General features: G+C 39.0%; 13 protein-coding genes. 5 read left to right on the forward strand and 8 right to left on the reverse strand.

Annotated features, from left to right (window positions below; genetic code table 11):
- Positions 1-80: 80 nt before the first annotated feature.
- Positions 81-1,223, reverse strand: a complete 1,143-nt coding sequence (locus H561_RS0101945) for a DEAD/DEAH box helicase (protein WP_027385475.1) — start codon at positions 1,221-1,223, stop codon at positions 81-83.
- 172 nt (positions 1,224-1,395) lie between these two features.
- Between H561_RS0101945 and pncA the strand changes: the two genes are divergently transcribed.
- The gene (pncA, locus tag H561_RS0101955) at positions 1,396-2,001 is read left to right on the forward strand and encodes a bifunctional nicotinamidase/pyrazinamidase (protein WP_027385476.1); all 606 of its coding nucleotides are present in this window, start codon (positions 1,396-1,398) and stop codon (positions 1,999-2,001) included.
- A gap of 171 nt (positions 2,002-2,172) precedes the next feature.
- Here pncA and H561_RS0101960 read toward each other — a convergent pair whose 3' ends face one another.
- Positions 2,173-3,318, reverse strand: a complete 1,146-nt coding sequence (locus tag H561_RS0101960; protein WP_228372209.1) for a pseudouridine synthase — start codon at positions 3,316-3,318, stop codon at positions 2,173-2,175.
- A 104-nt stretch (positions 3,319-3,422) separates the two neighbouring features.
- Between H561_RS0101960 and aroB the strand changes: the two genes are divergently transcribed.
- From aroB to H561_RS0101975, 3 genes are all read left to right on the forward strand, one after another.
- Positions 3,423-4,469, forward strand: a complete 1,047-nt coding sequence (gene aroB / locus H561_RS0101965) for a 3-dehydroquinate synthase (protein ID WP_027385478.1) — start codon at positions 3,423-3,425, stop codon at positions 4,467-4,469.
- A 270-nt stretch (positions 4,470-4,739) separates the two neighbouring features.
- Complete coding sequence (locus tag H561_RS0101970; protein ID WP_027385479.1) at positions 4,740-5,396, forward strand: porin family protein; 657 nt, start codon at positions 4,740-4,742, stop codon at positions 5,394-5,396.
- Between the two features lie 345 nt (positions 5,397-5,741).
- Positions 5,742-6,464, forward strand: coding sequence for a porin family protein (locus H561_RS0101975; protein WP_027385480.1), 723 nt, complete (start codon positions 5,742-5,744; stop codon positions 6,462-6,464).
- Between the two features lie 82 nt (positions 6,465-6,546).
- Here H561_RS0101975 and purF read toward each other — a convergent pair whose 3' ends face one another.
- The 6 genes from purF to H561_RS0102005 all read right to left on the reverse strand — a co-directional run bounded on the left by purF (position 6,547) and on the right by H561_RS0102005 (position 12,292).
- Positions 6,547-8,046 (reverse strand): amidophosphoribosyltransferase, encoded by a 1,500-nt coding sequence (gene purF / locus H561_RS0101980; protein WP_027385481.1) that lies wholly within the window; start codon positions 8,044-8,046, stop codon positions 6,547-6,549.
- A gap of 107 nt (positions 8,047-8,153) precedes the next feature.
- The gene (purC, locus tag H561_RS0101985; protein ID WP_027385482.1) at positions 8,154-8,876 is read right to left on the reverse strand and encodes a phosphoribosylaminoimidazolesuccinocarboxamide synthase; all 723 of its coding nucleotides are present in this window, start codon (positions 8,874-8,876) and stop codon (positions 8,154-8,156) included.
- Between the two features lie 61 nt (positions 8,877-8,937).
- Positions 8,938-9,636: a DUF3307 domain-containing protein gene (locus tag H561_RS0101990; RefSeq protein ID WP_027385483.1), complete on the reverse strand. Its 699-nt coding sequence runs from the start codon at positions 9,634-9,636 to the stop codon at positions 8,938-8,940.
- Positions 9,637-9,638: 2 nt separating this feature from the next.
- On the reverse strand, positions 9,639-10,244 hold the full coding sequence (locus H561_RS0101995) for a SatD family protein (RefSeq protein WP_027385484.1): 606 nt from the start codon (positions 10,242-10,244) through the stop codon (positions 9,639-9,641).
- Positions 10,245-10,527: 283 nt separating this feature from the next.
- The gene (locus H561_RS23180; protein WP_051349274.1) at positions 10,528-10,896 is read right to left on the reverse strand and encodes a hypothetical protein; all 369 of its coding nucleotides are present in this window, start codon (positions 10,894-10,896) and stop codon (positions 10,528-10,530) included.
- Positions 10,877-12,292 carry an APC family permease gene (locus tag H561_RS0102005; protein ID WP_027385485.1) on the reverse strand — a complete coding sequence of 472 codons (1,416 nt, stop codon included), beginning with the start codon at positions 12,290-12,292 and terminating at the stop codon, positions 10,877-10,879. The genes H561_RS23180 and H561_RS0102005 overlap by 20 nt, the downstream gene beginning before the upstream one ends.
- Positions 12,293-12,426: 134 nt before the next feature.
- Here H561_RS0102005 and H561_RS0102010 point away from each other — a divergent pair, with 134 nt between their 5' ends.
- Positions 12,427-12,936 carry a DUF4920 domain-containing protein gene (locus tag H561_RS0102010; RefSeq protein ID WP_027385486.1) on the forward strand — a complete coding sequence of 170 codons (510 nt, stop codon included), beginning with the start codon at positions 12,427-12,429 and terminating at the stop codon, positions 12,934-12,936.
- Positions 12,937-12,969: the final 33 nt, after the last annotated feature.

The following is a 12,969-nucleotide window of genomic DNA, read 5'->3' on the forward strand; positions in this document are numbered from 1 at the left end:
ATTTATCAAAAAATCGAGAATCTAAATTGAAAAGGCTTCAATTCTGTTAAAATTGAAGCCTTTATTATTCGGATTATACTCTAATAACCGTGTAAATTAATATCTTCTGTTCTCTGCAATGTTACTTTTTTACCCATTTTCTTTTGGATTACCCGGAAATGCTGCAATTCGTCATCGGTCAGGATGCTGATGGCTGTCCCCATTTCATTCGCTCTGCCCGTCCTTCCGATCCGGTGAATATAATCCAGAGGGGAACGCGGCAGTTCGTAATTGATCACACACGGCAGGGACTCAATGTGGATACCACGACCGATCAGGTCCGTGGCCACCAGGATCTGGGCACCGTTGACCTTAAATTCTTCCAAATTATTCCTTCGGGCACCCTGTGATTTCTGGCTGTGAATGGCTACTGCTTTTATTTTATTCTTCTTGAGTTTTTCTACTAAATTATCTGCAGATTTTGTCGATGAAACAAAGATCAAGGCTTTTTCAACCTTTTTTTCTTTAATCAGATAACGCAGGAACGGGCCTTTGTTTTCCGGAGAAACATGATAGGCCAGCTGCTCGATATGGTCAATCTCAACGTCTTCTTTTTTGATTTCAATAATTGTAGGATTGATTGACAGACGCTGCTTCATTTCAGAAACCTTATCATTTAAAGTCGCTGAAAACAATGTCGTCTGCTTCATCACGGGCATTAAAGCAAAAAGCTTATTCATTTCTTCATCAAAGCCCAGCTGAAACATTTTATCCGCTTCATCAATTACCAGATGCCGGATTCCTGAAATGCTCAGCGCATTGTGATCAATCAGATCCAGCAAACGGCCGGGTGTTGCAATAAGCACTTCCACGCCGAACATTCCCTTCATCTGCGGATTAATGGAAACACCGCCATACACTGCCATGGTCTGGATTTCCCGTTTCAGGTTTTCTGTAAAACTCCTGAATACGTCATCAATCTGAATGGCCAGTTCACGCGTCGGAACCAATATCAGGACCTCAACATTCCTGTCTTTTTTAACTTCTTCATTCTGCAGCTTTTCCAGAATAGGCATTACAAAACAGGCGGTTTTCCCGGAGCCTGTCTGTGCAATCCCCATCAGGTCTTTTCCCTGCAAAATAACAGGTACAGCCTGTTCTTGGATAGGAAACGGTTTCAGATACCCCAGTTTGTTGACGGAACGAATGATATTGTGTGATAATCCCAAAGACTCAAATGACATAAAATTACTTATTTGCTGCAAAGATAAGCTATTGGAAATTGTTTTATATCCCTGAGCGCAATACCGATTATAATTTTATTCTATAAGATGCCTATTTGTCCGATAATTTTTTTTTGGACAATATTTTGAATATTATTTTTTGTGGATTTATAAATATCCGAGAATTTTAAATATGAAAAAAGCATTAATAATCGTCGATGTACAGAATGATTTTTGTGAAGGCGGCGCACTGGCAGTTCCGGGAGCCAATGAGGTAATTCCGTACATCAATTCATTAATGGAGGAAAATGAATACGACCAGATTATCCTGACCCAGGACTGGCATCCTGCCAATCATAAAAGTTTTGCGAGCAACAACGGCAAAAAGGTGGGAGAAAGCATCATCCTGAATGGCGTTCCGCAGTTTATGTGGCCTGACCATTGCATCCAGGGAACTTTCGGCGCGGAATTCCATAAAGATCTCAACAGGGATAAAGTGACCCATATTATCCAGAAAGGCAAGAATACCGAAATTGATGCGTACAGCGGCTTTCAGGATAACAACCACTTCATGAAAACCGGACTCGATGATTTTCTGAAATACCATGATATTCAGTTATTGGAAATTGTAGGCCTCGCAATGGATTACTGTGTGAAATTCACCTGTACAGATGCGGTTGCCGAAGGGTATATCACCTGCCTGCATTTTAACGGGACTCGTGCGGTAAATGTAAAGCCCGATAACGGAAAGGACGCGATCTATGAAATGATCCAGAAAGGAGTAACCGTTTTAGGGTAGACAATAGCTATGAGTTATAAATTATGAATTAATTTGCAGTTCTATAATCTATAGTAAAAAAAAGAATTCCGCAGAGATTATCTGCGGAATTTTTATTTATTCAGGATGAAATTAATTGTTATGCCTGTTTTACAGAAACTCATAACTCATTATTTACAACTTCTCACCTAATTAAAGCATTTTAAGATTATTCACTTCCAGTTCCGTAAGGATTCTCCAGTGTCCTCTCTTGATGTTCTTCTTCGTCAAGCCGGCAAACATGACCCTGTCAAGAGCCTCCACTTCATATCCTAACCTTTGGAAAATCCTTCTGATGACCCGGTTCCAGCCGATATGTATTTCAATGCCTATTTCATTCTTAGGCTTTCCTTCAATAAAAGAAATCTGATCTACTTCCGCTACTCCTTCATCCAAACGGATCCCTTCTGCAATAAGCTTCATATCTTCGTTAGTTAGTTTTTTATCCAATGTCACATGATAGATTTTCTTGGCGTCAAAAGAGGGATGCGTCAGTTTTTTCGTCATGTGCCCGTCATTTGTCAGAAGAATAACTCCGGTTGTAGAACGGTCTAATCTTCCTACAGGAAACACGCGGTACGGTGAAGCATTGGCCACCAAATCCATTACTGTTTTTCTTGCCTTGTCGTCTTTTGTCGTAGAAATATATCCTTTTGGCTTATTTAAAAGAACATAAACAGGTTTTTCCGGAGTAATCGTTTGTCCGTCAAAAACCACTTTATCTGTTTTCTGAACTTGATAGCCCATTTCATTCACCACTTTTCCGTTGACTTCTACCAAACCTTGGGTAATTAAATCATCCGCTTCTCTCCTGCTGCAGATCCCTGAATTGGCAATGTATTTATTAAGACGAATCGTGTCCTTATGAATATCTTTGTCAATCTTGGTCAATCTTCTTTTCTGTACGAAAGATCTTGCTTTATCGTCTTTTTCTTCACCATTTGAAGAAGGTCTTCTTCCGTATTTTAAACTGCCTCTTTCATATTTATCCCTGGCGTCGAATGTATTGCTTCTGCTGCCACCTCTTTTAGGAGCCGGTTTTGCGAATGACTTTTTCTCTTCACCCGGGTTCGTAATGAACGGTTCTTTTTCAATTTTTGAATATTTCTTTTCCATCCGGCTCTCGTAACTGGTATCGCCGCTCTTAGGAGAATTTCTCTCTCCGGCCTTTGGAAATGGTTTTTTAAAAGGTTTTGACCCGGAAGAATTTCCAGATCTGGAAGCACGAGAATCATCAGAATTATTTCTTGTTGAACTTCTTGGTCTTTTTGGTTTTCCTGAATTATTATCTCTGCTCATTTCTAAAAATTTCTGCAAAGATAGTATATTTACCAACGAGTTAAAAATTAAGAATCATAACTTTGCCATATAGTTGCATAAATAACCCTACAGAAAATCAGAAAATGATCACCATAACAAACGATAATTTTTCTTCATTAAACGAATTCCTGGACCGAACATCTTTCAGCAAGATCTTTATTCTGGTTGATGAAAACACCCATGAATACTGTCTTCCCGTCCTTTTGGGAAATATGGAAACCGATCTTGAATTTGAGATCCTTGAGATTGAAGCAGGCGAAGAAATGAAAAATATCCAGACAGCCAATCAGCTTTGGGAAATTCTTACGGAAATGCATGCAGACCGGAAGGCACTGGTGATCAATCTGGGCGGCGGTGTCATTACCGACATGGGCGGTTTCGTTGCTTCTACCTATAAAAGAGGAATTCAGTTCATTAACATCCCTACTACCCTTTTGTCCATGTGCGATGCATCCATCGGCGGAAAAACAGGGATTGACCTGATGCATTATAAGAATATGGTAGGAACTTTTACATTCCCGGAACATATTTTCGTATACCCTAAATTTTTAGAAACACTTCCCTTTAAAGAACTGAGAAGCGGATTTGCAGAAATGCTGAAGCACGGGCTTATTGCAGATAAAACCCATTGGGAACATCTGATCCGGATTCATAAATTAGATGCCGAAGCGATGATTTCTCATATCCAAACTTCAATGGATATCAAACAAAATGTCGTTCAGCAGGATTTTCATGAAAAAAACATTAGAAAGACCCTGAATTTCGGGCATACAATCGGACATGCCATTGAAAGCCTGTACCTTAATCAGAAAAACCCTGTTATGCATGGCGAAGCGGTGGCCATGGGCATGATCACGGAAGCTTATCTTTCCTTCCTCGAAGGTTTGATTTCCCAGGAAGACTGCGATCTGATCATCGGAAATATTCAGAAATATTATCCTTACCTGGATATCAGTGATTTTAATGATGATGATATCTTCGATCTTTTATTCAATGATAAAAAAAACACCGGCCGCACCATCCTCTTTTCTTTACTCACAGGGATTGGATCATGTACTTTTGACTATGAATGCAGTCAGAAAAATATTTTGGAATCACTCCTGTTCTACAGAAAATTAAATGATGCATAACTGCGATTTGTCAATGACAGCAGAATATTCATGACATCTCTTTACAAGATGACAATTTAGATCATTTCTAAACAAATGTTTAATTTATTAAATAATCATTTAATATTCAATAATATATGATTCAAATCAGCTTAATTTCATTGTATATTTTTTACTGATATTTATCATGACACATTCTTTTGGCAAGTAATTTGACAGAAACTATCTGTCAAATTATTGACAAGTAGTAAAATTTAAATATTAGAAATTAAATTATTAAAAATTAAAGTTATGAAAAAGTTAATTTTAGGAATGGCTCTAACAGCTGGTTCATTAGCATTTGCTCAGACTACGACTACTACAACTACTTCTTCCAACATGTCATCTGGCAGCGCTGTAAGATTTGGTGTTAAAGCAGGAATGAATGTATCTTCACTTTCAAACGATGGTACTTTAGAAGATCAGGGATCTAAAATCGGATTTAATGCAGGTGTTTTTGCTAACATTCCTGTAGGAAGCATGTTCAGTGTTCAACCAGAGGTTTTATATTCTCAGTATGGTGATAAATATGATCAGGTAATTGCAGGAAATAGATATTCTTACGCAAACCATTTAGACTATATTACTGTACCTGTAATGTTACAGTATAACCTTATTCCAAACTTATATGTAGAAGCAGGTCCGGAATTCGGTTTTATGGTTAGTGCTAAGAACAAAGCTAAAAATGAAACTAATAACGACGTAATTTCTGAATCAGGAAATTATAAAGACAGGTTCAGTACTTTTAACTTCGGTCTTGGTCTTGGTGCCGGTTATTATTTCACAGATAATATCGGTATTACAGCAAGATACGTAGCTGGTCTTACTGATATCGCTAAAAACAGACCTAATGGTTCTGATGCTGTTAGAAATAACGTATTCCAAGTTGGATTGGCGTATAAATTCTAATACGTACTCAACTTAAATCAAAAGGTTTAAAATACAGAACCGGGCTTCTTAGAAGGTCCGGTTTTTTTGTTGTATATATCAGTATAAGAGCTAACCCAATTGTATAAATGATATAATTAATGCTGTATAATTCATTTAAAGATTTGGCTATACACTTATCAATATTTAGGATAACAGGATTGATTATTATCATCACTATCGGGAATAAGTAATTTATCACACTATTTAATAATCTGTATATTTATTTGAAAGTCAACAACTTATAATTTTGGCAAGCAATTTGTTAAGTACATTAAGCCTGATTAAACGATTAGGCAGAAAGTTTAATTAGTAAAAAATAAAATTATGAACAAGTTATTTTTAGGATTAGCAGTAGTTGCAGGAACCCTAGCATTTGCCCAGGAAACAAAGCCGACAGAAATTTCACCAATGCCTCTGAATAAAAAAGAGCCTGTGAGATTCGGTATTAAAGGTGGTGCCAATGCTTCTCAGTTCAGCGAACAGCAGCTTAATGCAAAAAATCAGAAAATTGGCTTTAATGCAGGTGTTTTTGTTAATATTCCATTATCACAGAAATTTGCACTTCAGCCGGAGGTACTGTACAACCAGATGGGAGCAAAGAGTGTGCTTTCTGATACAGAGCTTACTTCAGGAACTACGACGGTAAGAACAAAACAGGATTACACAACCACATTAAACTATATTTCAGTACCGGTAATGCTTCAGATGAAGCCTGTCGATAATTTTTATATTGAAGCAGGTCCTGAAGTAAGTTACTTCGTAGACGGTAAAAACAAAGGAGAGCGCACGGTTTCCACCACAACTTCCGGGACTACGACGACGCAGACCCAGTCTGCTTCAGAAACCATCGATAAAGACGGTATTAAAAAGTTTAATTTAGGTTTAGGCCTGGGTCTTGGGTATTACTTTACTCCTAACCTGGGGATCAATGCAAGGTATGTGAGCAGCCTGACGCATATCGCCAATAATTCCGACGCCGTCAATGATGCACAGAAGAATATCAATACCAACAGGGTATTCCAGTTAGGGTTGAATTATAAATTTTAATACAGCATAACCAATTTGATTTCAATAGAAAGGTCAGACTTACAATTAAGTCTGACCTTTCATTTTATCTGTTAGCAGAATTTTAATTGAACAGTTCCACTTCTTCTCCTTTCGCTACAGGATATTCTTCTGTAAAACACCCGAAACAATGATTGGCGGAACCTAAGATTTCTTTCAGGTTTTCCACACTTAAAAATTCCAGAGAATCTACTCCCAGATAATCTTTAAGCTGCTCGGTAGTCATATTGGCGGAAATCAGATCGTCTTTAGAAGGCGTATCGATTCCAAGGTAACAAGGAGCAATAATCGGCGGGGATACGCTTCTGAAATGAATTTCCTTTACACCGGCATCCTTTAAAATTTTAACCAGTCTTTTCGAAGTCGTTCCGCGGACAATGGAATCGTCGATAATAACGACTCTTTTATCTTTAATTTCAGATATGATCGGGTTGAGTTTTAGATTAACTACCCTTTCTCTCATTTCCTGGGTCGGAACGATAAAGCTTCTTCCGATATACCTGTTCTTAATCAGAACGGGACGGAACGGAATTCCCGAAGCTTTGGAAAAACCAATCGCAGCCGGAACTCCTGAATCAGGAACCCCGATGACCACATCAGCATCCACAGGTGCCTGGTGCCAGATTTTCTCCCCCGATTTCTCCCTGATCTCATATACGTTGATATTTTCAAGAGAAGAATCCGGTCTTGCAAAGTAAATATATTCAAATGAACAGATCCTTTGTTTTCCTTTTTGTTCATCTGCCATATACGAATGAAGTTTCCCCGGCTCGTTTTCATTGGTGTATACAATTTCCCCCGGTAAAATATTCCGAACGTATTGAGCACCTACAGCGTCCAATGCTACAGATTCAGAAGCTACAACATATGAGTTTGCATCAATGGCTCCCAAAACCAGCGGCCTGATCCCGTTGAAATCCCTGAAAGCAAAGAATTTGTTTCTGGTCATACCCACAACAGAATAAGCGCCCTCAATTTTCTCCATCGTTATCTTAATCGCTGCGCGAAGTCCGAGATCAAGGTTTTTCTGGATCAGCCTTAAGATTACCTCAGAATCTGAAGTAGCCCTGAACACAACCCCTTCCGCTTCAAGTTCTGTCTTGAGTTCTCTGGCATTGGTCAGATTGCCGTTATGGGCAATTGAAAGAATAATCTGGTCGTATTCGTTTTTGGCGAAAAACGGCTGAAAATTATATTTCTTCTTGTCTCCTGCTGTGGTATAACGGGTATGCCCGATCGCAGAATTTCCCATAAAAGTTTCAGGATGCTCAATTTCTTTATACACATCCAAAACCAAACCCTCATCTTTCATATTGGTAATTCTTCCATCTTTTAAAACAGAAATACCACATGCTTCCTGGCCCCTGTGCTGAAGCGCAAAAAGCCCGAACTGTGAAAGAGAAAACGTATCGAGATCATTATCAGAATACATTCCGAAGATGCCGCACTCCTCATTCGGAGCATCCAGCCTTTCTTCTTCCTGAGTCCTGAAAAGATTCCTTCCGTAGGTCTCAGTTTCAAATTGTTTTAAATATTCACTTTTATGAAGGTCTAAACTTTTCATTTCTATTTTTTCCAATCTAGATTTTATTTGGCAGATGTATCAGTTAGATGAAAAATTAAATATTATGTTAAATAGAAACCAACATCTAATTTCTTTTATCTGACATCTTATTTCTTAAGAAGATTTTTCAGGCGGTTGTAGATTTCTACATAGGCTTCGGTAACTTCTCCAAGATCCCTTCTGAATCTGTCTTTATCCAGTTTTTTCATGGTGTCCTTATCCCAAAGTCTGCAGGTATCCGGAGAAATTTCATCTGCAAGGATGATCTCGCCGTCTGAAGTTTTACCGAGCTCAATTTTGAAATCAACCAAAATAATATTCATTCTGTCGAAAAGATCAATCAGAATATTATTAATGTCATTGGTTAATGCGTACATTTCATTAAGTTCTTCATAAGTGGCAGCTCCTAAGAATACCGCGTGATGATCATTGATCAGCGGATCTCCCAATTCGTCTTTCTTATAACAGATATCGAAGATGGTGACCGGAGATTTGATTCCTTCTTCCACGCCCAGTCTCTGAGCCATGCTCCCGGCAGAATAGTTTCTTACCACCATTTCCAAAGGAATAATGGATACTTTTTTTACCAGCTGCTCTCTTTCGTCCAGCTGTTTGATGAAATGAGTCTTAATCCCTTTTTCGTTTAAATACTCAAAAATCAAAGTGGTGATGGCATTATTCATTTCACCTTTCAGATCTACAGATCCTCTTTTCTGAGCATTAAATGCAGTAGCATCGTCTTTGAAGCGTACTACTACCTCATCAGGATTATCGGTGGCAAATACCTGTTTTGCTTTACCCTCGTACAACATTTCTTTTTTTTGACTCATAATTTTTACTTTTTAAAAGAACCGGCAAATCTGCAGTTCCCGTTTTATATTAGATTTTATTTTATTGTTTAATTAAAATTCCCGTTAAAACAGCCGTTCCGAAACTCAGAAGAGTGCCGATCAGGACATATTCCGTCAGTTTTCTCTGTTTGGCCTGTGCCAGATCACTGAACCTGAATACAGATTTTGCGGCTACCATAAAACCTACACCTTCCCAGTGATCCACTATAATAAAGGTAAAAACCAGTAAACGTTCCAGAATCCCGATATATTTTCCGGCACTTGATAAAGACTCGGTCTGGATATTACCCTGCATTTCCGGAACCGGTGTCCAGGATGATAACAGGATTTTTATAAAAACGGAGGCCGGCACGGTCAGAAACAATGCAGCCATCAGTATTTTCAGGAAATCCTGATTTTTTATAAACTCAAAGCTGAACTCATGATAATAAAGCGATACCGCCCCTATAACCGTCAGATGCAAAGCCTGATCAATAAAAAACCAGTTTTTTTTATTCTTAACGGTCTGAAAACTCAGTTTTGCGGCATCAATAATACCGTGTGAAATTCCAATTACGGCAGCAACCCACCAAAGTTTCAGATCCCAGAGGAAGATAAAACTTAAAGCGGTAATGATCAGAACATGCAGATACAGATACGTGCTCTTCAGCTTACGATTTTCCTTATCTGCAACCCAGGAATCCGGCTGAAGAACAAAATCTCCGAGTAGATGTGCCAATATGAGTTTAATGAAAATCATTTTTACAGTTCTGAAATTTTCTTTCTAAAATATTGATTGGTTTCTACGATCAGCTCGTAGTTCGCCCGTTTCAGGCGCTGGCTTACCGATGATTGGGAGATGGCAAATTTCTTTGCAAGGTCTTCCTGCGTATTGTCTTTGTTCATGATCATCTCATGGATGATTTCTGCAGTAGCTACCGTCCAGTTGTCAAAATCTTTTGACGACCACTTTAGCAGGATATTCAGGTCCCTGTCTACCGAGTCGCTGGATGTTTTTACCGATACGGTGTGGCCGTTTGACTTAAGGTCATCCAGTAGTCTCCCGGAATGGACATAGGCCGTTCCGTTGGATTCCGTGATTTTTTCGGATGAGAAATTTTCCTCACCGATGCCTATTGCAATCCTTACGTCTAAATTTTCCTGACTTTTAATTAATGATTTAATGGCTAAGAACCGCCAGAACGCATCATTGATATTACACCTGAACTGGAATTCATCTCCCCTGTAGATTTCCCATGTCTGAGGAGCGCTTCCCCAGTTTGCGAGAAGATGTTTAAGTCCGGTAATCCAAACTTCGGTTTCAGTCTGCTGTGAATGTATAATATCTCCGGTAATGACCGCTATCATTTTGCAAATATAAGCATAATTACTTATACATAAAAGGCATAAAGATCAGTACTTATAGATATTGGTTATTGAAGGATCTGCTTCTGTCGATCATATTCTGTAAATGACTAAATATATTTTGAGGATCAAAAATGATCTGATGGCTTAACCCCATAGCCCCGATTGGAGCGGCATTCTTTTCAGCCCGGACTCAAGCATGGAAAAAGATACAGCGGAAAGCGGGATCAGCTTCTTAAAATCATTGAAGTAGCAATGCTAAAATCTGTAACTTATAATTGATAATTTACTGCTTTTCTTTTCTGACAAAGTGAATATATTTGGCGTCGCATTGTTCAAAATAAATATAGTCATTTATTGCATTGCCGTAATTCTGTATAGATATGGTATCCTGATGATACATTGAGCCGATATCGTCAAAAGTAAGATAGGTAACCTGGTCTTCCCTTGAAACCTTTACCTTTCCTTTCTGCTTTAATTTCAGGTCAGCCCGGAAAGTATATTCATTTTTCTGGTTTATTTTTAGACTGACCCTGCATTTTGATTCTGCGGGAAAATAATCTCCCGCAACTTTCTGAGAGGAAATGATTATAATGACAAAGCAAGACAAGACTGTCAGGCTTCTTTCTATAAAGTTACTTTCTGATTTTCTCATTCCGGTTAATGAAATAATATACCGGCAGCCCGAGCAGAACCATAACGAATCCCGGCCAGGTATACTGTTGTTTATAAATGAGTAATAAAATACAGAAAACCGATCCGATGAGCAGATAAATAACCGGTGTTACCGGATATAACCATGTTTTATACGGCCTTTCCAGATCCGGCTGTTTTATTCTCAGGTAAATGACCCCGAAAACGGTAATCATATAAAATAATACAATCACAAAAGAAATCATATCCAGAAGATTCCCGTACTGCCCGCTCAGGCACAATACAGAGGCCCAGATCCCTTGCATCCAGAGTGCGTTGGCAGGAACCTGATTGCTATTGTTCTTTTCAGCATGTTTAAAAAACATGCCGTCTTTCGCCATGGTCTGGAATACTCTTGCCCCGGCTAAAATCAGTCCGTTATTGCATCCGAATGTTGAAACCATTACCAAAACAGCAATAATCGCCGTACCTGCCGAGCCGAAGATAAAATGAGAAGCGGCAACCGCTACCCTGTCGTTCCCGGCAAAGGCAATGGAATCCCTGTTCAGCGCATTCAGGTATACATAATTCACTGCGATGTATAAAATCATTACAGCAGTAGTCCCGTAGATCATGGATTTTACAACATTCTTTTTTGGGTTTTCAATTTCCCCGGAAACAAAAGTCACGCTTTCCCACGCGACGGAACTGAATACCGATCCCACCATAGCGGCAGCAATTCCTCCCATTAAGGTCATCCCGCCAATGGGTTTCCAGCCTTCCTTAAGGAAATTCCCGGAAATATCTTTTGTCAGGTTGCTGAAAGAGTCTGTCCCTAAGCTGAAGTTTTCTGCCAGATGAGACACGTCAACCAGAATAAAGCCGGCCGCAATCAATCCCAACAGGGCAATGATCTTGGACCCTGTAAAAATATTCTGCAGCAGTTTTCCGCTTTCGACGCCTCTGGTATTGATATAGGTAAGCAGGAGAATCATAGCAATTGCCAGCATTTGAATCCAGGTAATTTTAAACTCGCCGCTCTGAAAAATCGGGGCAGCATCATTTAAAGCCGGAACCAGGTATGCTGTAAACTTCCCGAATGCCATAGCCACCGCTGCAATGGTCCCTGTCTGAATAACGGTGAACAATCCCCAGCCATACAGAAACCCCATCCTTCTTCCGAAAATTTCTTTAATATACGTATACTGTCCGCCCGCTTTAGGGAACAGTGCAGAAAGTTCTCCGTAGCTTATGGCTGCGGCCACCGTCATCACCGCTGTAATTACCCAAACGATAACCAGCCAGAATCCAGAGCCTAAGTTCCGCATCATATCGGCACTGACAATAAAAATCCCGCTTCCGATCATGGAGCCCATCACCAGCATAATGGTGTCCCAGAGTTTTAGTTTTTTCTGCATAATGAAGTATAGTAGTCATCAAATATAAATAAATATGCGATTGGTTGCAGCGTTTATTTATTATTTGAAGATATCATGTAATTTTATCAATTTATGATTCGGATTTTATTAGTACTTTTGAAAAAATATTAAAAATGAAATTCAAGGCATTATTATTAGCAGCAGCTTTAAGTACTTCAGCTCTGGCTTTTGCACAGGAGTCAAAAAAATTCGGTCCTCCGGCAGGAAATGCGGTAACCGGCGACACTTACGGTAACGTAATCGCTTCTAATGCAGAATCAAAAGCGGTTTCGGTTGATAAATTAAGCAAAAAACTTAAAAAAGATAATAAGAAAGCTGAAAACGTTGCCGTAAAAGGAAAGGTAACTGACGTTTGTGAGAAAAAAGGTTGCTGGTTAACGATCCAGACTGAAGACAATTCCCAGTTTTTCGTAAAAATGAAAGATTATGCCTTCTTTGTTCCTACGGCTTTAAAAGGTAAAAATGTTGTTTTGGAAGGGACGGCAGAAAGAAAAGTAACTTCTGTTGACGAACAGAAACATTACGCAGAAGATGCCAAGAAACCTCAGGCGGAAATCGATGCGATTACTGCCCCGAAAGAAGAGATCAGATTTGTAGCCAACGGAATTAAAGTGGTCGACTAATTAATCACTATTTTAATTATTCCTAAAATATAA

The sequence above is a fragment of the Chryseobacterium gregarium DSM 19109 genome (genome assembly GCF_000430845.1).
Taxonomy (GTDB): Bacteria; Bacteroidota; Bacteroidia; order Flavobacteriales; family Weeksellaceae; genus Chryseobacterium; species Chryseobacterium gregarium.

Excerpts from the sequence above, each read along its gene's own strand:
- purF (WP_027385481.1), bottom strand. The coding sequence starts at position 8,046 with ATGAAAAGTTTAGACCTTCATAAAAGTGAATATTTAAAACAATTTGAA.
- purC (WP_027385482.1), bottom strand. The coding sequence starts at position 8,876 with ATGAGTCAAAAAAAAGAAATGTTGTACGAGGGTAAAGCAAAACAGGTA.
- H561_RS0101960 (WP_228372209.1), bottom strand. The coding sequence starts at position 3,318 with ATGAGCAGAGATAATAATTCAGGAAAACCAAAAAGACCAAGAAGTTCA.
- H561_RS0101975 (WP_027385480.1), top strand. The coding sequence starts at position 5,742 with ATGAACAAGTTATTTTTAGGATTAGCAGTAGTTGCAGGAACCCTAGCA.
- H561_RS0101945 (WP_027385475.1), bottom strand. The coding sequence starts at position 1,223 with ATGTCATTTGAGTCTTTGGGATTATCACACAATATCATTCGTTCCGTC.
- pncA (WP_027385476.1), top strand. The coding sequence starts at position 1,396 with ATGAAAAAAGCATTAATAATCGTCGATGTACAGAATGATTTTTGTGAA.
- H561_RS0101995 (WP_027385484.1), bottom strand. The coding sequence starts at position 10,244 with ATGATAGCGGTCATTACCGGAGATATTATACATTCACAGCAGACTGAA.
- H561_RS0101970 (WP_027385479.1), top strand. The coding sequence starts at position 4,740 with ATGAAAAAGTTAATTTTAGGAATGGCTCTAACAGCTGGTTCATTAGCA.
- aroB (WP_027385478.1), top strand. The coding sequence starts at position 3,423 with ATGATCACCATAACAAACGATAATTTTTCTTCATTAAACGAATTCCTG.
- H561_RS23180 (WP_051349274.1), bottom strand. The coding sequence starts at position 10,896 with ATGAGAAAATCAGAAAGTAACTTTATAGAAAGAAGCCTGACAGTCTTG.
- H561_RS0101990 (WP_027385483.1), bottom strand. The coding sequence starts at position 9,636 with ATGATTTTCATTAAACTCATATTGGCACATCTACTCGGAGATTTTGTT.
- H561_RS0102010 (WP_027385486.1), top strand. The coding sequence starts at position 12,427 with ATGAAATTCAAGGCATTATTATTAGCAGCAGCTTTAAGTACTTCAGCT.
- H561_RS0102005 (WP_027385485.1), bottom strand. The coding sequence starts at position 12,292 with ATGCAGAAAAAACTAAAACTCTGGGACACCATTATGCTGGTGATGGGC.